This is a genomic window from Nocardia altamirensis NBRC 108246, from assembly GCF_001612685.1.
GTDB lineage: Bacteria > Actinomycetota > Actinomycetes > Mycobacteriales > Mycobacteriaceae > Nocardia > Nocardia altamirensis.
This window is the reverse complement of record NZ_BDAY01000010.1, coordinates 55,575-76,597: the sequence shown is the minus strand read 5'-3', so window position 1 is coordinate 76,597 and position 21,023 is coordinate 55,575. Positions and strand designations below refer to the sequence as shown.

General features: G+C 66.7%; 21 protein-coding genes. 11 read left to right on the top strand and 10 right to left on the bottom strand.

Features of this window, described 5'->3' with window-relative positions:
* Positions 1–72: 72 nt before the first annotated feature.
* From NA11_RS06580 to NA11_RS47000, 4 genes are all read right to left on the bottom strand, one after another.
* Complete coding sequence (locus tag NA11_RS06580; protein ID WP_069160862.1) at positions 73–1,353, bottom strand: PucR family transcriptional regulator; 1,281 nt, start codon at positions 1,351–1,353, stop codon at positions 73–75.
* 240 nt (positions 1,354–1,593) lie between these two features.
* Positions 1,594–1,827, bottom strand: coding sequence for a hypothetical protein (locus NA11_RS06575; protein WP_069160861.1), 234 nt, complete (start codon positions 1,825–1,827; stop codon positions 1,594–1,596).
* Positions 1,828–2,039: 212 nt separating this feature from the next.
* Positions 2,040–2,516: an SAM-dependent methyltransferase gene (locus NA11_RS06570; protein WP_281196825.1), complete on the bottom strand. Its 477-nt coding sequence runs from the start codon at positions 2,514–2,516 to the stop codon at positions 2,040–2,042.
* 7 nt (positions 2,517–2,523) lie between these two features.
* Positions 2,524–2,769, bottom strand: coding sequence for an SAM-dependent methyltransferase (locus NA11_RS47000; RefSeq protein WP_281196824.1), 246 nt, complete (start codon positions 2,767–2,769; stop codon positions 2,524–2,526).
* Positions 2,770–3,164: 395 nt separating this feature from the next.
* On the opposite strand from NA11_RS47000, the gene NA11_RS06565 reads away from it, so the two are divergent.
* Both NA11_RS06565 and NA11_RS06560 read left to right on the top strand, forming a co-directional pair.
* Positions 3,165–3,386, top strand: a complete 222-nt coding sequence (locus NA11_RS06565; protein ID WP_069160990.1) for a DUF397 domain-containing protein — start codon at positions 3,165–3,167, stop codon at positions 3,384–3,386.
* 89 nt (positions 3,387–3,475) lie between these two features.
* Complete coding sequence (locus NA11_RS06560) at positions 3,476–4,363, top strand: Sco1979 family transcriptional regulator (RefSeq protein ID WP_141717445.1); 888 nt, start codon at positions 3,476–3,478, stop codon at positions 4,361–4,363.
* Positions 4,364–5,581: 1,218 nt separating this feature from the next.
* Here NA11_RS06560 and NA11_RS46510 read toward each other — a convergent pair.
* From NA11_RS46510 to NA11_RS06540, 4 genes are all read right to left on the bottom strand, one after another.
* Positions 5,582–5,809, bottom strand: coding sequence for a hypothetical protein (locus tag NA11_RS46510; RefSeq protein WP_069160860.1), 228 nt, complete (start codon positions 5,807–5,809; stop codon positions 5,582–5,584).
* A 299-nt stretch (positions 5,810–6,108) separates the two neighbouring features.
* A complete protein-coding gene (locus NA11_RS06550; protein ID WP_069160859.1) occupies positions 6,109–6,408 on the bottom strand; it encodes a putative quinol monooxygenase in 300 nt (99 codons plus the stop codon).
* Positions 6,409–6,435: 27 nt separating this feature from the next.
* A complete protein-coding gene (locus NA11_RS06545) occupies positions 6,436–7,122 on the bottom strand; it encodes an NAD(P)H-binding protein (protein WP_069160858.1) in 687 nt (228 codons plus the stop codon).
* Between the two features lie 49 nt (positions 7,123–7,171).
* Positions 7,172–7,699 carry a DUF2599 domain-containing protein gene (locus NA11_RS06540; protein ID WP_245745746.1) on the bottom strand — a complete coding sequence of 176 codons (528 nt, stop codon included), beginning with the start codon at positions 7,697–7,699 and terminating at the stop codon, positions 7,172–7,174.
* A 258-nt stretch (positions 7,700–7,957) separates the two neighbouring features.
* Between NA11_RS06540 and NA11_RS06535 the strand changes: the two genes are divergently transcribed.
* Entirely contained in the window at positions 7,958–9,085 is a 1,128-nt protein-coding gene (locus tag NA11_RS06535; protein WP_069160856.1) for an alpha/beta hydrolase family protein, read from the top strand.
* Positions 9,086–9,203: 118 nt separating this feature from the next.
* Here the strand turns inward: NA11_RS06535 and NA11_RS06530 are convergent, their stop codons facing one another.
* The gene (locus tag NA11_RS06530) at positions 9,204–9,446 is read right to left on the bottom strand and encodes a hypothetical protein (protein ID WP_069160855.1); all 243 of its coding nucleotides are present in this window, start codon (positions 9,444–9,446) and stop codon (positions 9,204–9,206) included.
* Between the two features lie 302 nt (positions 9,447–9,748).
* On the opposite strand from NA11_RS06530, the gene NA11_RS06525 reads away from it, so the two are divergent.
* From NA11_RS06525 to NA11_RS06500, 6 genes are all read left to right on the top strand, one after another.
* Positions 9,749–10,972, top strand: a complete 1,224-nt coding sequence (locus NA11_RS06525; RefSeq protein WP_069160854.1) for a lipase family protein — start codon at positions 9,749–9,751, stop codon at positions 10,970–10,972.
* A gap of 228 nt (positions 10,973–11,200) precedes the next feature.
* Positions 11,201–12,640, top strand: a complete 1,440-nt coding sequence (locus NA11_RS06520; RefSeq protein ID WP_069160853.1) for a lipase family protein — start codon at positions 11,201–11,203, stop codon at positions 12,638–12,640.
* A gap of 208 nt (positions 12,641–12,848) precedes the next feature.
* Complete coding sequence (locus NA11_RS06515; RefSeq protein ID WP_069160852.1) at positions 12,849–13,916, top strand: fused (3R)-hydroxyacyl-ACP dehydratase subunits HadA/HadB; 1,068 nt, start codon at positions 12,849–12,851, stop codon at positions 13,914–13,916.
* A 78-nt stretch (positions 13,917–13,994) separates the two neighbouring features.
* Positions 13,995–14,939: a Sco1979 family transcriptional regulator gene (locus NA11_RS06510; RefSeq protein WP_084654229.1), complete on the top strand. Its 945-nt coding sequence runs from the start codon at positions 13,995–13,997 to the stop codon at positions 14,937–14,939.
* A gap of 184 nt (positions 14,940–15,123) precedes the next feature.
* Positions 15,124–15,768 (top strand): TetR family transcriptional regulator, encoded by a 645-nt coding sequence (locus tag NA11_RS06505; RefSeq protein WP_069160850.1) that lies wholly within the window; start codon positions 15,124–15,126, stop codon positions 15,766–15,768.
* The gene (locus tag NA11_RS06500) at positions 15,765–16,349 is read left to right on the top strand and encodes an Rv1733c family protein (RefSeq protein WP_069160849.1); all 585 of its coding nucleotides are present in this window, start codon (positions 15,765–15,767) and stop codon (positions 16,347–16,349) included. Before NA11_RS06505 ends, NA11_RS06500 begins: the two co-directional genes overlap by 4 nt.
* Before the next feature lie 208 nt (positions 16,350–16,557).
* On the opposite strand, the gene NA11_RS06495 is transcribed toward NA11_RS06500, so the two are convergent.
* On the bottom strand, positions 16,558–18,108 hold the full coding sequence (locus NA11_RS06495) for an acyl-CoA carboxylase subunit beta (protein ID WP_069160848.1): 1,551 nt from the start codon (positions 18,106–18,108) through the stop codon (positions 16,558–16,560).
* Between the two features lie 557 nt (positions 18,109–18,665).
* Between NA11_RS06495 and NA11_RS06490 the strand changes: the two genes are divergently transcribed.
* Entirely contained in the window at positions 18,666–19,619 is a 954-nt protein-coding gene (locus NA11_RS06490) for an RsbRD N-terminal domain-containing protein (RefSeq protein WP_069160988.1), read from the top strand.
* Between the two features lie 355 nt (positions 19,620–19,974).
* Positions 19,975–21,012 carry an alpha/beta hydrolase gene (locus NA11_RS06485; RefSeq protein ID WP_069160847.1) on the top strand — a complete coding sequence of 346 codons (1,038 nt, stop codon included), beginning with the start codon at positions 19,975–19,977 and terminating at the stop codon, positions 21,010–21,012.
* Positions 21,013–21,023 lie beyond the last annotated feature (11 nt).

Here is a 21,023-nt window from a genome sequence, read left to right as displayed (position 1 = left end):
CGCGTCCCGGTGACCAGCACGAATCCGTTACAAGGTCACGTGACGATCACAGCCGGCAGAGTGTCGCTGTTCCTACCCACTCCACCGACTCCGCCTGCTGCCGTCACCTCTGCGGTCGAGATCCCGCGCGAGCAGGGCGATCGCCGCCTGGGAAATCCCCGCCGAGGTGGCCAGGTCCACGCCGGTGAGCTGCGCGATGCGGCGTAGTCGATAGTCGACGGTGTTCGGATGGACATAGAGCTGACGTGCGGTGAGCTGGCGGTTCATGTCGTTGCCGAGGTAGGCGCGCATCGTGTCGAACAGTTCGGGATGGGCTTCGAGCGGTTCGAGGATGGTGGCGATGCGCCGGGTGGCCGGACCACCGCGGGTCAGCTGGTATTCCACCGCGAGGTCGGTCATTTGATAGAGGCCAGGGGGCTTACCGCCCACCCGAACGAGATTGAGGAGTTCGTGCGCTTGGTCGGCGGACTCGGGTACCTCGTCGGTGTCGCTGGCGACCACCGTCGCGGTGAGCGGCACCTCGGCCGCCTCGGATAATCGGCAGAGCGTTTCGGTGTTCATGGCCGTGACGTCGCCGTCGCCGATCGGGACGAGCATGGTGCCGCCCTTGGTGCTGAGCAGTGCCAGCGCCCGTGATGCGAACACGGTGGCCAGCGCGGACTGCAGCCTGCGGAGTTTGCGGCGGGCGGCGACATTGCTGTCGACGCGTGGATCCCGCTCATCGGGATGTTCCGAAAGAGATAGGGCGACAACCTGATACGAGTCGGCGATCGGTATGCCCGCCTGTCTGGCGAGCGCCGAGCTGCCCCGCCCGCTCAGCAGCGCGGATGCCAGCGTCTGCGTGGCGGTCTGATGTTCCTTGGCGACCAGGTGCTGTTCCTCTACATAGGAGTCGGCCACCGCGGCGGTGATCGCCTCCAGCAGTTCGAGCATGAGGTCGGTGGCGACGAGGAGTTCGCCGACGTCGTCGGCCCGCGCAGGCGCGGTGACCAGACCGAACGCGATGCGCACGCCCTCGTGGTAGCCGCGCAAGATGGTGCTGAGCGGCACGCCTTCCCTGGCCCACTGCGTGGCCGCTTCGCGTACCTCGCCGAACTGTTCGTCGCCGGGTACCGTTCTGCGGTCGAACATTTCGGCCACCAAACCGAGGCAGCTGCGGGTCAGTTTGGTGACGTCGCCGCGCAACTGCTCACCGGGCAAGGAACGGCACGGTGCCATAATGTTGGCGAAGTAGCCCACCATGCGTGAGGCGACTCGGTCGGTGTTCTGAAGTGGCATCGACGCTGGCTGCCCACCGATTTCGAGCGCCGTGTCGGACGAATTATCGGACAGATCCAGCGCGGAGAAGGTCATTCGGTTCGCTCCATTGCCACGTCGGGCCGTAATAGAACTGTGCCCGAATCGTTCGGCTCACTATACGAAAGGGTCGTGTGCGTGGGGAGTTATCGGCGAGATCTATTGGGAGCCTACGCCATTGTGTGATGACCCGGTTGTGACCTGGCAATCTGCGCTGAAATCTGTTCGGTGTCGCGCTATGCTCGACGGAATCTTCTGGCACCGTGAAGATCGATGTGTGCCAAAGGATTCGGGTGACTACTCGTCGTCGAGGCCGGCGGAGAGGTAGGCGGCGGCGGCGAGCCATTGCCTGCACTGCGGACCGTGGACCTCGTGGGCGGACAGGATGTCTCGCGCCTGCCGGTAGGTGAGGCCGGGGGGTTCGACACCGCAGTCGGACACCGCGTACTCCGGTGCGTGACATTGCCGCAAGGTCTCTACGCCGGTGCCGATGACGGCAACCCGGCGGGGAGTCCGGAATGGCTGGCTCATTCGACCGCCCCTCGCATGTGGCGTGTGGGGAGGTTGCTGTGTAAGCGCCGCCGGCTCGAAGTGCCTGCGTACTTCCCCGATACGAGTCCGAGTCTATGCCGCTGTCGCTTACAGATGCAAGTACATCTGTAAGAGCGTCGTCGCGAAATTCGGGTCCCTTTCGACGGTGACGGCGGCTGTGATCGATGGCCGCCCGCGGCCCTTCGTCCAGGTTACGGCTTCCGCACCACCGCGCCATAGGCCGAGATCGGCCTGGTCAGGCCGGCCTTGTCGGCGCAGGGGCGCCACTGGGTGATGGAAACGAAGCCGGGCTCGACGAGTGCCAAGCCATCGAAAACGCCGCGAATCTGGTCCCTCGGCCGTGGAATGTACGGCGCGCCACCGGTTCCGGCGTAGTTCGTGCAGAGCGTGCCGTACTCGGCGCTGTCGGCGGTACCGTCCCACAGGACGAGATAGCTGCCCGATGGCGCGGCGGCCATCACCGTGCCGGCGATGCGTACCAGCTCGGCATAGGATTCGGCATGGCCGAGCACGCCGAGGAAGAGGATGCCGAGCGGCTGCTCGAAGCCCAGCACGTCGCCTGCTTCGGCGACGATGCGCTCGGGGTAGTTGAAGTCGGCCTCTATATATGCGGACGCGCCTTGCGGTGTGGTGTTGCTGAGTAGGGCCCTTGACGGCATCAGCACCATCGGGTCGTTATCGACGTAGACCACCTTCGATTCGGGTGCGACCGGCTGGGCGACTTTCGTGGGTGTTCTGCATTGTCGGCAGGCCGCTGCCGATATCGAGAAACTGCCGGATGCCCGCTGCGCCAGTAAGATACCGAACGGTCCGGATAAAAGACTGTCGTGACTGCACGGCCATCGTGGTGATCTCCGGGTCGGCCTCGATGGCAGCGTCGCCGGCTATCCGGTCGATCTCGTGATAATCGGTGCCGCCCATTCAGTAGTTCCAGACGCGGGCCGAGTGCGGGATAGCGGTTCGGATCGCGGGGGAATTGTCCTGTTCGGGCATGCGAGGGAGCCTCTCGGTGGCGCAATGGCGACGCCCTTGGTGGGCTGAACCCAGGACTGTCGCGAACGGTCGGTACCTCCGATCTGCAGTGTGACAGTGCAAGATTCAGGTCGGCGCGGGAGCGGCGATCGACCGGTTGAGCTGGGGGTTCTCTGGTCGAAACGTTGATGCGTCACATTGCGGACCGGGTGGTCCGAATTAGTAGGGGCGCAGGGGCGAACTTCGTGCTATCGTCCCAAGTGTGGGTGCAAATGCAAGAACGTTTGAGCGTGCATCTGCACGAACCGATTCACCCAAACGGCGCAACCGAGGAGTGGGGAAACATGTCGGAGACATCCACCAACAAGGTCACTGGAGCATGGCGTAAGAGCACGTACAGCAACCCGAGCGGGAACTGTGTCGAAGTCGCCGAGGCGACCAACGGCCAGGTAGCGGTACGTAACTCGAGGCATCCGGAAGGCGGGGTGCTGTTCTACACCCGTCCCGAAATTGATGCATTCGTCCGCGGCGCGAAGGCCGGGGAGTTCGACTATCTGACGAGTTGAGCGGTAACATAAGCGATCGGTGCGGTGTGTTTCGCGACAGGTGGTTGTGACACACTGTGAGCAACCCCCGAGTATCGGAGACGAACTCAATGATCGCTGAACCCGATGACGAAGGTCAGGTGCATTCCGTTGTCGCCGAACGTGGTCCGACGGTGCTGCGTATCGCGCTGGGCGGACAGTTACGCCGACTTCGCGAGCGGACGGGCATCACCCGCGAGGCCGCGGGCGACGCCATCCGTGGTTCACATGCGAAGATCAGTCGTCTCGAGTTGGGCCGCACCGGTTTCAAGGAACGTGATATCCGGGACCTGCTGACGTTATACGGCGTCAACGACGTCGAAGAGCGTCAGCGGTTTTTGGAGCTGGCCAAGCAGGCGAACGAGCCGGGCTGGTGGCATCGCTACAGCGATCTGCTGCCGCAGTGGTTCGGCACCTACCTCGGCCTCGAACAGGCAGCGAGCAAGATCCGCACCTACGAGGCACATCTCGTCCCAGGCTTGCTGCAAACTCCCGAATACGCCAGGGCGGTTGTGTCTCTGGGGTATGAGGACGCTGATACCGATCGACGGGTTCAGGTCCGGCAGCGCAGGCAAGAGATTCTGCACCGGTCCGACCCGCCGGTCGTGTGGGCAGTGATCGATGAGGCGGCGTTGCATCGCCCCGTCGGTGGGCCGCGCGTGCACCGCGCGCAGTTGGAGCACCTGATCGAACTGGCCAAGCTGCCGAACGTGACTATTCAGGTACTGCCGTACTCGGCGGGTGAGCATGCCGCCGCCGGTAGCTCGTTCAGTATTCTCCGTTTCGCTGAGGCGGAGCTCCCGGACATCGTCTATCTCGAGCACCTGACGAGTGCGCTCTACTTGGATCGCAGGCAGGACCTGGCGCTGTATCTCTCGGTCATGGACCGTCTCAGCGTGCAGGCCGAACGACCGGAGAAGTCGATGCAGATCCTCGCGGGATACGCTGCGGATCTCTGATCAGCCCCCCCGTGAGGGGAACATGTGGGACCAGGTCTGTACCCATGAACACCTGAGAAGCCATGCGCCGCCTCGATATGCGCGGTCGCGGTATCTCGGCCCGAGGGATGTGCTCGTGGGTGCGATCGAAAGACGATGCGTGCCTGAGGCAAGCAATGTCACTGTGACGCAATGGGAAGGTATCGCGCCGTGGGAGTTTGGCGCGGAACCGGAAGGTGGTGCGCCGCTCGAGAGCGGTGCCCTATGTGAAGTCGATGCGCCGCGCGACTGCGGTGCGCAATGTGAAGTCGATGCGCCGCATGACAGCGGTGCGCAGTGGAAAGTCGGTGCACCGCTCGAGGGCGGTGCGCGATACGAAGTTGGTGCGCCGCGCGAGGGCGCGCACCGTGCGGCCGCTGTGCCGCACGGAATCTGGAGCGTCTGGATTTCAGAGCTGTCGACGACCGACATCGCACCGGTGCTACGAATCCGCACCCACAATGGGCACCCGGTACGATGGTGGCCGCGGAACGGCGGTACTGAACGCCAGACCGCCCCATCCGCAACCGTTTTCGGAATCCGTACCCGTGCTGGGCGCCCAGCACGGGTGCAGATCCACAGCGCGGCTGCGGATCTCGGTGTCGCGCTGCGGGCGCGACACCGGAGTAGGGGTGTACGGGACGCTGTGCGTCCCGTGGCCACGTTCGCACCCCTTGTGAGGATCCGCACCCTCTGCGGGCGGTCAGGGTGGGTGCGGATCCACACAAGGGGTGCGGATCGTGGTCCCGCGCGCCGCGGGTGGCGGGAAGCCGTTGGGCGGCGCGAGGTTTGGGGTGGCCGGTGCGTGGCCGATAGATCCGTGGCAGTCCTTGGAGTTCGCACCTCAGGCATGGGTTTGAGGCAGGCGCGAACCCTTAGGGAGAGTACGGATTTCGGCGTGGCAAGGCCGGAGGAATTGGGAAGCGCCTGGGGCGCACGTCAATTCGACGGGGGAGCGGCCGCTCGCCCTCGGCACGGGCCGATGGCGGATCGTTGGCTGTTCGCCCGCGCCGAATCGCCACGGGGGACAGGTATTTCGATCCGGGCGGCTTCGGGCAGCACGATGTCGGTCATCGCCTTCGTGTCTTGTGCCGCAAACCCTGAGCCTGAGGGTAGATCATCGCCGGTGGAACAAGGTGGCTCAGGGCTTGCGGTACAAGGCAATTCGGTGCGAACGGGACACCGGGATGCCCGATCCGGTCACTGCTTGATGAAGCTGGAGGCGATCCGCCAGAAGGTCGCCGGCTGCAGTGCCTGGATATCCCAGTCATCGACCACGTCGTGCGCGGTGGTGACGATCCGGTCGATATCGAAATCGTCCCGGGTGGCCGCACCGGTGGACTCGACGGCATCGATGACGAACGCGACGGCGGTTTCCCGCGAGTACGCGGTGTTCCTGTGGCCGCTTCGGGCCGACTGTGTGCTCATTCTTGTACCGTTCGCTGGCTTCTCGACCAGTATGGCGTCGGCTATACCGAGCCGAGCGCCGGAGAGTGGTTGGTTCATCAGAACGCCCCTGACGTTTGGCGGCGGCGGACCCATGGCGATTGCGGCCTTCGGCCCGCCAATGCGGCCTCCCCTGGTTGTCCCCTGTAAAGCGTTGCGGGACTGAGTTTAGGTCCCCGTCGCTTTCAGATGCAAGTGCATCTGCACGATCTATTTGCAAGCGCACGTGCGGGATTTGGCGTCTGCAGGTTTGCTGACGCCGACTTCTGCACCACGTTTCATTAGCCGCTGAAAAGGACGTCGGTGCTGTAATCGATGTGGGTGCCTGGCTCCACGTAACGCTCCGCCGCGGCCGTCAGCTCGAGGAAGTGCTCGGTGAAACGGTGCGCCTCGGCCGCCTCGTCGTCGATATACAGCTGGTAGAGGAAGAAACGGTACGGATCGACGCGGTCGGCGCAGATGTCGAAGCGCAGGCAACCCGGCTCGTCGCGCAGCGAGGTGGCCGCGCTGCGGGCGACGGCGTCGAGGAAATCCGCGCGCGAACCCTCGCGGATCTTCATGGACACGATGCGGCTGAACACAGTTGCTCTCCCCTCGATGGCGGCGTGTCAATCCGTCTGGACAGCACGCTCTTTCGCGACACCGAGCTGGGCTACCGCCGCCTCGATCGGCGTGTCGCCGGACACGAGAACGAGCGTGGCGCCGACGGTGGGTGTGGCGGGCAGTAGTTCGGCGACCACGGCGGCCACATCGGCCCGGGGGATGTCGCCGCGAGCGACAGGCGGTGGCGCCAACGTGACGCGACCGGTGCCCGCGACGTCGAGCAGGCCGCCGGGCCGCACGATCGTCCAGTCCAGATCCCGTGCGCGCAGGTCGGTTTCGGCTTGCGTCTTGGCGTCGAGGTACGCGGCGAAGACGTCGTCGGTGCCGGGTGCGGGCGGCTCGCCCGCACCGATCGAGGAGATCTGGACGAAGCGCCGCACGCCTGCCCGTTCGGCGGTCGCGGCCAACCTGACCGAGCCGTCTCTGTCGACCGCGTACTTGCGGGCCGCGCCGCTGCCCGGGCCAGCGCCCGCCGCGAAAACCGCTGCGTCCGCGCCCTTCACGACGGCGAGCAGCGCGTCGTCGGTGGCGTGCTCGAGATCGAGCACGATCGGTTCGGCGCCTGCGGCGGTGACATCGGCGGCGTGGTCCGGATTGCGGATCAGGGCAGCGACCTGGTCGCCGCGGCGGGTGAGCAGCTCGGCGAGCAGCAGGGCGATCTTCCCGTGTCCGCCTGCGATGACGGTGCGCATGGTCGGTCCTCTCGGTTGGGGGCGGTGCCCGGCACTGTCGCTGTGACACTCAGCGTTCGGGACCGCCCGGGTTGCAGCGTGCTTCGACGGTGGCCTGATAGCCGACGGCAGGGCGCCACGGTTCCAGATTCCAGCTCGGCTTGTCCGGCTGCACCAGCCGGGCCCACGCCCAGTGACAGACGAACTGGTCGCGCATGCCGGGGGTGTCCGCGTCGGCGGACTGTGCGACCACTTCTTGCCATGCCCGCTCGTCGGCACCGGGAAACGTGGTCTGACGCCCGGCGGTGGTGGGGTAGACGAGCAGCCGCGCCCCGTCGATCGCCTCGACCCAGCTGACATGGTCGATGAGCGGCTGTCCGGCATAGGGATCGACGACAGGCACCGCGCTCGGCGCGGTAGGTGGCGCGGAAATGGTTGTCGTGGTGGACGATACGGTGGTCGGCTCGGCGGTGGGGCTACCCGATCCGCAGGCCGTGCCGGCAGGCAGCACGAGGGCGCACAGCAGCATCGCCGCTAGGACTCGGCCTCCCGGCTCGGTTGGTCGCCACCGGCGACCTGCCCGATCCGAGTACCCCACGCCAGCTCCCTCCGCGTTGTGCCACGGCAACGGTTCGCTATGGCATCAGCGCTGTCCCGCATGCCGTCTGTCCTCCGTCGAGCCTAGCGACCGCTCGGTACCTTCGACACCCGCCCACCGCATTTTCACCGTAATGGCGTGCTCGGCGGAGCTTGTGTCCTCGAAGTGGGGGCGGGTCACTCGCACCACGCCGCCGTTTGCTGGCACCGATTGTCATGGCTTGCCGGGACGGCGCGCAGTGGGGATAGTCGGTCGATGATGTGTACACGATTCATCGCGGGGACGGCCGGGGTCGTGGTCTCGGTAGCGCTCGCACTGGCCATCCCGGCGTCGGCGCAGTCGGCGGACGGGCCGGGAACGGTGACGAATCTGGCGGAGCTGACCGGACGATTCCGGGTGGCGGGCGCGGCGACGGCGGAACGGATGACCTATTGGTCCCGTGGGCCGCGCGGGCCGATGCAGAGCACCGGTGCGGTCTATCTGCCGCCGGGACCGCCGCCGCCCGGCGGTTGGCCGATCGTGGCGTACGCGCACGGCACCACCGGGATCGCCGATCAGTGCTCGTTCACGGCGGAACCTCGGACGTACTATCTGAATTCGCTGTATCCGCAGCTGCTCGAGGCCGGGTACGCGGTGGTGATCTCGGACTATGTCGGGCTCGGCACGCCGGGCGTCCACCCGTATCTGGACGGACCTTCGCAGGCGCGCAGCCTGATCGATGCCGTGCGTGCGGCGAAGGCAGTCGCACCTGCGCTCGGCACCCGATGGGCGGTGCTCGGCCAGTCGCAGGGCGCACACGCGGCGTTGTTCACGGCACATCTCGCGCCTGCCGATGCTCCTGAGCTCGCCTTGCGCGGCGCGGCGGCCACCGGCGCGCCCGCCAACCTGGATCTCGCCTTGCCGCTGGCGGGTCCGTGGATCCCACGACTTCCACTGGACAGGACGACCGCCTATCTGGCGATGCTGCTGGCCGGATTGCGGGCCAGTGCACCGGAACTCGATGTCGACAGCTATCTCACACTGACCGGTCTGGATGCGCTGCGGGTGGTCGAGTCGGAGTGCGTCGAGCAGGCCAACGCGCGGTTGGCCGACGTGTCGATCGGCGCCATGCTCGCCAAGCCACTCGACGACCCGGCGCTGGTCGCGGCGGCCGCGGCGATGCTGCGGATCCCGACCGACGGATACACCGTTCCGCTCTTCATCGGTCAAGGCCTGGCGGACATGCAGGTTCCTGCGCCGTTGACCGCCAAGCTGATTGCCGAGCTGCGCTTGTCGGGCACCGATCTCGAGGCGCATGTGTACCGCGGCGACCATGTCGGCACCGTGGACGAGGCGCAGCCCGATGTCATGGCTTTTCTGCGTCGGGTGCTCGGTCCGGGGCAATAGCGCTCACCGGAATGCACATGGTGTCGAATGGCATTCGATGCCAGTGTGCAGAAACTGCTGAAAACAAGTGACTTTCGTCGTCGAGACGAAATCCATTCGCCCGTGCCACAAATGCCGCTCAGTGCCAGAGTGACCGGCACGGCAGTCTGCGCAAGCCGGGGTGGATCATGCCGTCGACCGTGACGGTGAGCCCCGCATGCACTGCCGCCGAGGTGAATTCCCACGCCTCGGTGCTGCTCGCGGCGTATTCGAGGACCATCGCGTCCTCCGGGGTCGGGCCGTCGAAGTAGACCGTGACCCGGCGCGTCGGCGGCTCATCGACACGGTCGCGATCAGCGAGTTTGCGCGCAGTGCCAGCCATGCGACCGTCTCCCTTCACCCCGGACACGCCGCGACCGCGCCGGTACCAGTGAAGGTAGAGCGGTTCGCATGGCGGCGAACATATTCCGTCCCATTGGCTGGACATCTCACAGCGCACGAGCGGTGCGGTGGGGGTGTGTCACGAGGCGACGCGCTCATCGATCACAGACCGGACGCCCCAAACTTGTGAATTGTCAAAACGATTCCGGTCCGCCCTGCCGGTCCTCGGGAAAATTGTCGAAGATGATCACAACGTGGACCATTTTCGAGAGGTATCGATCGATGAGTGAGGCCCTACGTTCGATGGGCAGGGGAGTGTCCCGCAGGCGATCAGTGCGCAGGCTGGCCGCATTGGCCGCTGGCGTGATGCTGGTGGCCACGATGGCCGGCGCCGCGCAGAGCGAACCGTTGTATCCGACCCCTGATCCCGATCCCTTCTATTCGACGCCCGCGGACATCGCGGACATGCAGCCGGGCGATGTCATCGCGACGCGCCCCATGCCACCGCTGATGATCTTTCCCGACACTACGGTGACGGTCGTCCGATTCCGATCCACCAGTTCTGAGGGCAAGCCGATCGCGGCGACCACCACGGTGCTCACCCCTCGCGTGCACGCCAAGGACGGACCGCTGCTGTCGTTCCAGCACATCATCAACGGACTCGGCGCCGAATGCTCGGTGTCCCGCGTTCTCTACACCGGCGACCCGAACCTGATCGTCCGCGAGGCGCCCGGCTGGAACGTGCTGCTGCAGCGCGGCTGGAGCGTGGTGCTGCCCGATCATCTCGGACCGAACTTCGCCTACGGCGCGGCCAAACTCGGTGGGCAGATCACGCTGGACAGCATTCGCGCGGTCAAGCAGGTCGCCCAGTTCGACGTGCAGAAGAGTCCGGTCGCGATGGTCGGCTATTCCGGCGGCGGCATGGCCACCGCGTGGGCGGCGGCACTGCAGCCGACGTATGCGCCCGAACTGGAGATCGCGGGCGCGGCCATGGGCGGCGTGCCGATGAACCTGGTGAAGATGATGGAGGCGCTCGGCCTCAGCTCGCATCCGGTGTTCGGGCTCGCCTTGGCCGCCGGCCTCGGTCTGGAGCGGGAGTATCCGGATCGGTTCCCGCTCAGCGACCAGTTGAACGAACGTGGCCTCGCGGCCAGGGCGCAGATGGCCAACAGCTGCACCAACGACATCCTGGCGGCCGGTGCGGGCCGTGGTGCGCTCGACTTCGCGAAGTCCACCTCGATGATCAACGACGCGACCGCACGGCGCGTCGTCGAGGAGAACAGTCTCGAGCTGTACGAGGGTGTGCCGAAAATGCCGGTGTTCGAATGGCATTCGCCGATCGACGGGCTCATCCCGGTGGATGCGGTGGTGAACACCGACCGCCGCTGGTGTGCAGCGGGTGCAACCGTGCAGACCGAGCAAATTCCGGTGCCTGACCATCTCAGCGCTGCGGTGCTCGGCATTCCGGCGGCGTTGACCTGGCTCGACGCCCGTTTCCGAGGAGAGAAGGCGCCGAGCAACTGCTGACCGCGTGATCGCAGCCGAGCCGAACTGATTCGCCACGAGCGACATTCGGCTCGGTTGTTGCGGTTCGGATACGTGTCATGCACGACTCGGCCGCTTGGGCGCGTCGCGGGGTGTGCGCCGGTTAGCCTGACTGCCTGGCCTCGGTTCGGTAGGGGACATTTCGGGGGCCGAAGGCCGCATCTGCCCGGGGTCAGACGAACCTGACGTCCGCACCCAAAGGCGTGTGCCATGAGATGCTTGCCTGCCATTGCCGTGGCCTTACTACTGCTGTGCCCGACCGCGACGGGACAGGCGGTCGCCGAGCCGCCTGCGCCGCCACTCGGCATTCCCGGGCTGCCGCCACTACCCGCGCTACCGCAAGTGGCGGACCTACCAGGATTGTTGCCGCCGCCTGAGGCGCCTGCGCCGCTGCCTACTCTGCAAGAGTTCATCGATCAGGTGATTCCGCCGCCGCCGCTCGCGCCTGCCGAGTCGACGGTGATCCTCGACTCGAGTGCGCATCCTTCGACCGTCGCACTGCACCGGGCCGTGCTGCCCGAGAACGTCGGCGATCCGATCTTCGACGCATGGCCCGCGAACCTGGCCGACCTCGCCGAGGGTGAGCTCATCGAGGTCAGGGACGTCACCGCGACGACGGCCCCGCTGATGCTGCTGCCGATTCAGCGCGCGCAGCTCTTGAAATACCGGACCACCGACGCGAAGGGCGCGCCCTCGTACGCCACGGCGACACTGGTGGTGCCCGCGGCCGCCTGGTCGGGGCCCGGTCCGCGACCGGTGGTGGTCAACAACCTGCCGATCGATGCGCTCGGACGCACATGTACGCCCGGATACACGCTGGCACACGGCTTCAACACCGACACGAGCGTCACCGACTTCATCCCGCCGACGACCTATCTCGCCGCGTTGCGCGGCTACGCCGTGCTCATCCCCGACCACGAGGGTCCGTGGATGGCCTACGCCGAGCCGATCACGGCAGGGCATGCGGTGCTCGACGCCATCCGCGCGGTCCGCGGGCAGTTCCCGGTCGAGTTCGGCGCGAGCCGATTCGGGATGACAGGGTACTCGGGCGGCGCCATCGCCACGCACGGTGCGGTGAAGCTGATCGCAGGCTACGCACCGGAATTGGCGGACGTCATCGTCGGCGCCACGCTCGGCGGCGTCCCCGCGGATTATCAGATCCTCGCGCGCAGCATGAACGGCAACCTCGCGTCGGCGGTGTTCATGGCCGCGGTCTTCGGCATCGGCAGGGAGCGCCCGGAGATCCTGGCGCGGATGAACAATCTGGCGCAGTGGATCGCGACCTCACCGGTGAAGAACTTCTGCGGCAGCACCTATGGGGCGATCGGCATCCTGATGCTGCCGATCGATATCGCGGCCAACATCCCCGATCCGCTGAATTCCGAAGTGGCCGACCAGATTTACCGGGTCACCAGGATGGCGGACATGAAATCGGCGACGCCGCTGTACATCTACAACGGCGAGCAGGAGTTCTGGATCCCGGCCGAGGGCGCGCGCAACCTGTACCAGGAACAGTGCAGGCTCGGCGTGCCCGCGGTGTATCGCAGCGTGTTCGGCGAACACATCATCGCGGCCGGGCTCGGCTATCCGGAGGCGATGCTCTGGCTGGATCAGCGACTGCACGGTGTGCCTGCGCCCAACGAATGCTGAACGGTTGCCGAGTGCGGGGTCGGCGTCAAGCCTCCTGAATATTTGGTGTTGCACTCGGCGCCGATGCGGCGATCAATCACGGACGACGCTCCTTCGTCTCGGTGGAGCCCGGTCCGCTCTTCCCGCCCGCGGGAGGTGACCATGCCGCGTTTCGGTATTGTGTTGCGGTCCGGGCGAGCTCGACGCCGCGGATTCGCGAAAGAGGCACATGAACGACATCACGACCACTGCATCCGAACAAGCGCAGGCCCTGGTTGGGCGCCACTACCGGATGACGGAGCACTACGAAGTAGGGCGCGAGAAGATCCGTGAATTCGCGCGCGCTCTGCAGGACAGGCATCCGGCACACTGGCACGAATCGGCGGCTGCCGACCTTGGCTACGACGGCCTGGTTGCGCCGCTCACCTTCACCTCGATCGTGCTGATGTTGATGCAGCGCAAGATGTTCGAGTCGGTGCTGTCCGCCTACGACATCGGCCAGGTGCTGCAGACCGAGCAGTCGATCCAGGTGCACCGCCCCGTGCTTGCGGGCGATCAGCTGCACTGCGTCTCCTATATCGAGTCGTTCCGCCAGTTCGGCGACAAAGACTTCATGGTGACCAAGAACGTGCTCACCAACCAGCACAAGGAGCTGCTGCAGACCGCGACCTCCACCGCGGTCGCCCAGACCGGCGTCGAGATCGCCACCGAGCTGCGGACGGCCGTCGACGGCGTCATCATGTCCGGGCAGTCGGGCGCCGACCGGCACGAGGCCGCGTTGCAGCGGGCCGCCCTGGGCGAAGAGGCCGGTGTGGTCGAATGTTTCGATGAACCGCCGGCCGCCGACCCGAAGGATCGGCAACGGACGCCGCGGACGGTGCCGAGCTTCGACGAGTTGTCGGTCGGCATGGAACTGCCGTCGCGTTCGTTCGTGCTCTCCCGCGGTGATCTGGTGAATTACGCAGGGGTGTCCGGTGATTCGAATCCGATCCACTTCAGCGACCTGGTCGCGCGCAGCGCAGGCCTTCCGGATGTCGTCTCGCACGGCCTGCTCACCATGGGCCTCGGCGCGGGCTACCTCACCGAATGGCTCGGCGATCCCGCCGCCGTCACCGGGTACGGCGTGCGCTTCGCCGGGTTCGCGCCGGTGGCGGCGACCACGGCGAGCGTCATCGAATTCCGGGGCAAGATCAAGGATCTCGACCGGGAACAGCGGACGGCAACCCTCGCGCTTACCGCGACCTGTGATGGCAGAAAGCTGTTCGGGCGGGCGATCGCGGACGTCGCGTTGCGCTGAAAGCACGGCGTCTTCGGTCACCGGCACAGGGTCTTTGGGCAGTAGAAACGGACAGTCGTCGCGTGGCAAACTCGAAGAATGCGTGCTTCGGAGGTGCGGCAGTCTGCTGAACCCCTCCGTGTCGGGATGAGTCCGGCCGGTGGTGGCCCCACCGTGCTCCGGATGGTGCTCGGCGGCAGGCTGCGCAGGCTCCGGGAGGCGGCCGAGATCAGCAGGGAGGAGGCGGGCGACGCGATCCGCGGCTCGCACTCCAAGATCAGCCGACTCGAGCTGGGCCGCACCGGTTTCCGGGAGCGCGACCTCGAGGATCTGCTGGATCTGTATCGCATCGCCGACCCGATCGAGCGCGAGGAGTACCTGGAGCTGGCCAGGCAGGCCAACGCGTCGGGCTGGTGGCATCGGGACAGCGACTGGCTGCCCAAGTGGTACGACACCTATCTCGGCTTGGAGCAGGCGGCCACGCTGGTCCGTGCCTACGAGCCGAGGGCGGTGCCCGAGCTGCTGCAGACCCCCGAATATGCGCGGGTGCTGCTGTCGCTTGCCCATTCGAACGAGCCGCAGTCCGCGATCGAACGCCGGGTCACGCTGCGGATGCGCCGTCAGAACATCCTCGACCGGCTCGACCCGCCGCAATTGTGGGTGATCGTCGAGGAGGCCGCGCTGCGCCGTCCGATCGGTGGCTCCGCGGTGTGGCGCGCCCAGATCGAGCAGCTGCTGCGTGCGGTGGCGAGGCCGAACGTCACCGTCCAGGTGCTCGCCGACCATGTCGGCGGGCCCGCGCTGGCCGACGGGGCCTTCACCATCCTGCGTTTCGCCGAGGCCGACCTGCCCGACATCGTCTATCTGCAGCAGCTGACCAGCGCGCTGTACTTGGACAAGCAGGCCGACCTGGACGCGTATCGCGCGGTGGCGAACCAACTTTCGGTGCACGCCGCGCCGCCGGAGTACACCGTCGGCCTGCTCGAAGCGCTGCGCAGGCGCCAGCCCGCGATCCTCGATGAGCCCGCGGGACCCACGGGCTGACGCTGCCCCTCTCGCACACCGGAACGGTCCGGCGTGATTCGGTGCCGCCGAAATGGGCATCTGATAACCGTGACGAATTGCCACCAGCCCTCGACGTGGTGTGCCGATTGCTGCTCCCGAGGCACGTCGACACGGCGTGGCGATGTATTGTCCCAATGGGACAATAAGGTGGTAGAGTGAAGTTATGAACGACACCGGTGTCGATCTGGATGGCCGTCGGCTGCGCACCGTACGCAGCAGAGAGGCGCTGACGCGCGCGGCCTTCGATCTGCTCACCGAGCGAGGTTTCGACGCCGTTGCCGTCGAAGACATCGCGGTGCGCGCGGGGGTCACCCGGCGCACCTTCAGTCGCCACTTCACGTCCATCGTCGATGCCGTCCTCGGTGATGTCGACCAAGACGTGCACTCGTTCAACGACGCGCTGTGCCGCAGGCCCGTGTCCGAACCCCCATTGCTTGCCTACCGCAACGCCATCCACGATTGGTTCGAAGCCGAGCACGGCGGCGAGCGTGCGGAGCTGCTGGCCAGGCGGTGGGCGCTGTTCCAACGATTCGACGACGAACCGCAGTTGTTCGCCGGATATCAGCGCATTCGCGTCGAAGGTCAGCGAGAATCGGTGCGGATCATCGCCGCTCGCCTCGGCGTCGACCCGGAGCGGGACGCGCGCCCGGCCGCCGCGGTGGCCGCGGGCGCGGGACTGCTCATCGCAGCGCTGCAGGCGTGGGCCGCAGGCGACGATCCGAACGGCCTACCCGAACTCATCGAGGAATACTTCGACACTCTTGTCGCACTCACCACCGAATTCCGGAACGAGGAGTCACCGTCATGACCACTGAGTCGGTGAGCAGGTACCGCCGGACGTGCCGACGCGTCGGGCTGGATCGTAATCCGATGCGCCGCAAGGAAGATCGGGTGCAAACCCTGGTCGCCGTCGCGCTGGCGCTGGTGTTCCTGATAATCCTGCCGGTGCTGATCATGTCGGTCGGCACCAGGGTCTATCGCACGGAATCCGCTGCGGTGCAGGCCGAAACGGCGCAGCTGCGGCAGATCGAGGCGACGGTGACCGCGACCGGGAAGGCGCCGCTGTACGCGCCGATCATGCCTGCCACCGTGCAGTGGAAGGACGCCGACGGCACGCTGCACACCGACGACTACCAGTCGCCCACCGTGGTGGAACCAGGTGCGACCGTGACCCTTTGGCTCAACGGCGCCGGAAGGATCGTCGAACCACCGTCGCAATCCAAGGCCCTCAGCAAGGCCCTGCTGCTCACCACGGGCGCGGTGTTCGGGGCAACGGTTCTGCTCGCCGGTTGCTACGTCGGGCTGCGGCACACCCTGGATCAGCGACGCCTGCGGATGTGGGAAATGGAGTGGGCCACTGCGGATCTGCGCTGGGGCAGCCACAGCTGAGCGGGTGTGCGACGTGCCCGCCGGCGAGGGTAGGGAACAGGCGGCGGGCACGTCGCGTGCCCGGCCCCATCGCGGCGAACGACGGCCGGGCACACTGTCGAAGCTAGGTCATCGGCGCGCTGCGCGTCCGGTCGGCTGCGCAGCACCGGACAACCCATGATCATTCGCCCGGTCGTGTTGTGACACAACACAACCGGGCGACGTTGCCTTATACGGGCATCAGGCTGTGCTTGCGCGGGTTCGGCTTCGTCGCCGACTTGTCGCGCAGCAGTCGCAGCGCCTTGCGGATCTCCAGCCGGGTCTGCGCAGGCTCGATGACGGCGTCGACGTAGCCGCGTTCGGCGGCGATCCACGGCGTGGCCATGGTGGCGTTGTAGAAGTCGATCATCTGCTGGCGCACCGCGGCGCGCTGCTCGACCGGGGTGGCCTCCAGCTGCTTGCGGCCGATGATGCCGACCATGCTCTCGGCGCCCATCACCGCGATCCGCGCGGTCGGCCAGGCCAGGCTGATGTCGGCGCCGAGCTGCTTGCAGCCCATCACCGCGTAGCCGCCGCCGTAGGCCTTGCGGGTCACGATCGTCACGATCGGCACGGTCGCCTCGATGACCGCGCGGAAGAAGCGCCCGCCGCGCTTGATCACGCCGTTGCGCTCCTCCTCGACGCCGGGCAGCACGCCGGGGGTGTCGACGACGAAGACGAGCGGCAGCCCGAAGGCGTTGCAGAGCCGGATGAAATGCGTTGCCTTGTCCGAGCATTGCGCGTCGAGCGCGCCGCCGAGCACCTGCGGTTGGTTGGCGACCACGCCGACGCTGCGGCCGTCGACCCTGGCGAAACCGGTGATCAGGTTCTGCGCGGTGTCGGCGCCTATCTCGTGGAAGTCGCCGTCGTCGAAGATCCGCAGCAGGATCTCGTGCATGTCGTAGCCGACCTTGTCGGCGTCCGGAATGATCGAATTGAGTTCCAGGTCATGGCTGGTCAGCTCGGGCTCCAACCCGGGATTGACCACCGGCGGCTGCTCGAGGCAGCTGGTCGGCAGGTAACTGAGGTAGTTGCGCACCCAGTCGAACGCGGCCTGCTCGTCGGGCGCGACATGGTGGATGGTGCCGTTGCGGGCCTGGACGGCGGCGCCGCCGAGCTCCTCCGCGGTGACCTGCTCGCCGGTCACCGCCTTGATGACCTCGGGGCCGGTGACGAACATGTACGACTTGTCCGTCGCGACCAGCACATCCATGTTGACCGGGCCGTACACCGAGCCCGCCGCGCACTTGCCGAGCATGACCGCCACCTGCGGCACGTACCCGGAGAGGTCCTCTTGGCGGCGGCACATCAGCGCATACCAGGCCAGCGAGGTCACCGCGTCCTGGATGCGGGCGCCGCCGGAGTCGTTGATCGCCACGACCGGGCAGGCCTTCTCGTAGGCGAATTCCATGGCGGCGGCGACCTTGCGGCCGAACATCTCGCCGACCGAACCGCCGTGCACGGTCTGGTCGTGCGCGATCACCACGATCGGCCTGCCGTCGATGCGGCCGCGACCGGTGACGACGCCGTCGCCGTACATGGCGTTCTTGCCGCCGCCCGGCGCGCGCATCAACGCGCCCATCTCGACAAAGCTGCCTGGATCGAGCAGTGCGCGTACCCGTTCCCGTGCGCTGGGTATGCCCTTGGCCTTGCGCTTCGCGATGCCGGTTTCACCGGCGGGCTCTTCGGCTAGCTCCAGGATGCCCCGGAGCTCTTCAAGCTTCTCTCGCGTACCGCTCATCTGTAGTGGTGCCTGCCCTTCGAACTCTGCTGTATCGCCGTAGGTGCGCGCAGCGCTCGATGCTATCGGGGGTCCGAGCGGCTGCACAGTTGTTCTTCGTATCCCATGGGACAGCTCACAGGTTCGCCCAGCGCTCCGTTGATCCATGCAACACCCCGCGCTGCCAGCGTAAGGGCGCGGTGCTTGTGCAAGGTACCAGTCATCCGACGTTGCGGCGATGAGTGTTCCCGACAGTCGGGTCGAGCGCTGGGCACGGGTGCCTGACCGGGCTTAATGTTGAAATGAGCGACGCAGCGCCGGTTTGCGCGGTCGGCGCTGCGCCGCTCATTTCTTTCGGCTGCCCCCGGCCCCGGCCGCAGATTTTATGCGGGTGGCACACTTTCAGCGATCGAAAAGCACGTTCAGGTAGTGCGTGCTCTCTCGCGAAAATGTTTCTGATTCTTGTGAATTCGCCCAACGAGCCGGGTTGGCACTGATGACTTCCCCGATTCCGGCAGCGTATCTCGTTCGCGGCCGGAAATCGTCGCTAGCCTTCATTAGTCATGACGGCACAGCGGGTGAGATCGAATTCCGATAATCTGGCATCGAAGCTGCTCGATTACTTGGCAAGGCCGCCGGGTGACCCCTCGTCCGGTGAGGTCGCCGCCGCCACCAGAAACTGTGTGGCGGCGGCGGTCGAGCGGCTGGGTCCGCGCCGGGCTCCGGTCGCCGAACCGCCCGAAATCGCAGGCAGCGCAACACGATGGGCGCGCGAGGGCGTGGCGCTGGAGACCGTGCTCGGCGCCTATCACGACGAGCTCCGCTCGGGTCTGGCGTTCATTGCGGCCGAGACCGAGGACGACAAGGTGGTCGCGGGCGCGCAGCTGATGCTGCGTGTGCTCGAGATGGTCACGGTCACCACCTCGACGGCCTACGTGGACGAACATCGCGTGGTAGCAAGAGAACACCAGACCGCAGCGCAGACCCTGGTGTCCGCGCTGCTCGGCGGGCACGGCGTCGCCGAGCTGGCCAAACAGACCGGGATCGCGGTGGCGCCCGCCTATCAGGTTGTGGCGCTGAGTATTCCGGCGCACCCGGAGGAGCGAAGACCCGGTGCCGGCGTCGCGGCGGCTCGGCGCAGGCTGCGCAGGGTACAGGCCGCGCTGGCCGATCCGCTGGGCTCGCGCGCGTTGTCGCTGTTGTCCGTCGCAGGCGGCACGGTGCTTGTGCCGATCGAGGACCGGTCGGCGCGCGTCGGCGTTCCCGCGGTGACCGCGGACGTGCTCGGCCTGCTGAGCGAAGCCGCGGAGGTGCCGTTGACCGCGACCGCGGCCAGCGGCCCGACCGCCCGCATCCCCGAACTGGCCGCTCGCACACACGATTTGCTGGACAGCGTGCGCGCCGACGAGCGGCCGCCAGGCCTCTATCGGGTTGTCGAGCCCGAAGCGGATGACGATTGTGATACTGCCCAGCCCGGTCACCCGCCGTACGTCAACTCGACCAATGATTCCGAATTCGGCTGGTCGGCTTGAGATTTCACACTATCGTCGATCGCGCCGTGCCGGGTCGCGCCGAGAACAGAGGAGTTCGGTTGACCACCGCACCGACCGATCGCGACACGCTCCGCATTCCGGAATTAGTCGCCGAAAGTTCACTCGTTTGCCCGGCAGCAGCCACCGGGAATTGTCATAAGAACTCCGGAACAGTGTGTGCCGCGCCCACCGTCGGGCGTAGGCTCCGACCCGAAGCCACCGACGAAAACCTGTGCATGACCGATGACCGCTCCACCTGCTCTCGCGCAATGCGCCGCGCCATCGTGGCCGCGGCCGCGCGTGGCCGATTGCCTGGATCGCCCGCCGACCAGGCAGTACGAGGTGTCGTAGCGCGATGAGTCTGCGGGGCCCGATCAGCACGGCGGCAATAGCCATCGTTCTCGCGGCCGTCGCCGCGCCCGCGGTCGCAGACGACGTCCCCGGGGTGCCGAGCGGTCCGCCACCCGCCATCGATCCGTCGATGACCAGGACCGGACTGCTCGCCGTCGAGAATGTCGGACCCCAGCACGATCGCCTGAAGATCGCCTCCGCGGCCATGCGGCGGGTCATCGAGGTCGACGTGCTGCGCGGTGCGGGCGCCGCGCCACGGCCGACGCTGTACCTGCTCGACGGCGTCGACGGCGACGCCACCTCGGGTTGGCTGAGCAAGGGCGGCGCGGCGAAATACTTCGCGGACAAGCCGGTAGACGTGGTGGTGCCCGGTGGCGGCACCGGCAGCATGTACAGCGACTGGGTGCGCCACGACACCGCGCTCGGCCTGAATCGCTGGGAAACGTTCCTCACCGGCGAGCTGCCGCCGATCGTCGAGTCGCTGCTGAAGTCCGACGGGCGTCGCGCCATCGCCGGGGTCTCCATGGGTGCGCAGGCCGCGATGATGCTGGCCCAGCGGCACCCCGGCCGTTATCGTGCCGTTGCGGGCATGAGCGGATGTTATTCCACCGCAGACCCTTTGGGTCACGCCGTCACCACCATCACGGTGGCTTCGCGCGGCGGCAACGTGGAAAACCTGTGGGGCCCACCGTCTTCGCCGGAGTGGGCGGCCCATGACAGCGTGCTCGGCGCGGAAGAGTTGCGCGGCACCGCGATCTACCTCTCCGCCGCTACCGGTGCACCGACCGACGCCGACTTGGTCGCGATCGCACAGTCGCCGTCGGTCGCCGACGCGCTGCGGTTGGCAGGCGGCGGTACGGCATTGGAGGCGGGCGCGCGCTCGTGCACCGAGCGCTTCGCCGCCAGACTCGGCGAGCTGAACATTCCCGCCACCATCGACTACAGCCCGGCAGGCATGCATTCCTGGCCCGACTTCGAGGCAGGCCTGCCGCGCGCCTGGCAGGCGCTGGCACAGGGACTCGGCCTGCCGACCCCCGAGTGAAGTGCTAGTTC

What these genes read in the sequence shown, in the direction of transcription:
- NA11_RS06545 (WP_069160858.1), bottom strand. Translation starts at nt 7,122, where the DNA reads ATGCGCACCGTCATCGCAGGCGGACACGGGAAGATCGCCCTGCTGCTC.
- NA11_RS47000 (WP_281196824.1), bottom strand. Translation starts at nt 2,769, where the DNA reads ATGGGCGGCACCGATTATCACGAGATCGACCGGATAGCCGGCGACGCT.
- NA11_RS06535 (WP_069160856.1), top strand. Translation starts at nt 7,958, where the DNA reads ATGTGTACACGATTCATCGCGGGGACGGCCGGGGTCGTGGTCTCGGTA.
- NA11_RS06510 (WP_084654229.1), top strand. Translation starts at nt 13,995, where the DNA reads ATGCGTGCTTCGGAGGTGCGGCAGTCTGCTGAACCCCTCCGTGTCGGG.
- NA11_RS06560 (WP_141717445.1), top strand. Translation starts at nt 3,476, where the DNA reads ATGATCGCTGAACCCGATGACGAAGGTCAGGTGCATTCCGTTGTCGCC.
- NA11_RS06525 (WP_069160854.1), top strand. Translation starts at nt 9,749, where the DNA reads ATGGGCAGGGGAGTGTCCCGCAGGCGATCAGTGCGCAGGCTGGCCGCA.
- NA11_RS06515 (WP_069160852.1), top strand. Translation starts at nt 12,849, where the DNA reads ATGAACGACATCACGACCACTGCATCCGAACAAGCGCAGGCCCTGGTT.
- NA11_RS06520 (WP_069160853.1), top strand. Translation starts at nt 11,201, where the DNA reads ATGAGATGCTTGCCTGCCATTGCCGTGGCCTTACTACTGCTGTGCCCG.
- NA11_RS06500 (WP_069160849.1), top strand. Translation starts at nt 15,765, where the DNA reads ATGACCACTGAGTCGGTGAGCAGGTACCGCCGGACGTGCCGACGCGTC.
- NA11_RS06530 (WP_069160855.1), bottom strand. Translation starts at nt 9,446, where the DNA reads ATGGCTGGCACTGCGCGCAAACTCGCTGATCGCGACCGTGTCGATGAG.
- NA11_RS06495 (WP_069160848.1), bottom strand. Translation starts at nt 18,108, where the DNA reads ATGAGCGGTACGCGAGAGAAGCTTGAAGAGCTCCGGGGCATCCTGGAG.
- NA11_RS06485 (WP_069160847.1), top strand. Translation starts at nt 19,975, where the DNA reads ATGAGTCTGCGGGGCCCGATCAGCACGGCGGCAATAGCCATCGTTCTC.
- NA11_RS06575 (WP_069160861.1), bottom strand. Translation starts at nt 1,827, where the DNA reads ATGAGCCAGCCATTCCGGACTCCCCGCCGGGTTGCCGTCATCGGCACC.
- NA11_RS06565 (WP_069160990.1), top strand. Translation starts at nt 3,165, where the DNA reads ATGTCGGAGACATCCACCAACAAGGTCACTGGAGCATGGCGTAAGAGC.
- NA11_RS06570 (WP_281196825.1), bottom strand. Translation starts at nt 2,516, where the DNA reads ATGGTGCTGATGCCGTCAAGGGCCCTACTCAGCAACACCACACCGCAA.
- NA11_RS06580 (WP_069160862.1), bottom strand. Translation starts at nt 1,353, where the DNA reads ATGACCTTCTCCGCGCTGGATCTGTCCGATAATTCGTCCGACACGGCG.
- NA11_RS06505 (WP_069160850.1), top strand. Translation starts at nt 15,124, where the DNA reads ATGAACGACACCGGTGTCGATCTGGATGGCCGTCGGCTGCGCACCGTA.
- NA11_RS46510 (WP_069160860.1), bottom strand. Translation starts at nt 5,809, where the DNA reads ATGAGCACACAGTCGGCCCGAAGCGGCCACAGGAACACCGCGTACTCG.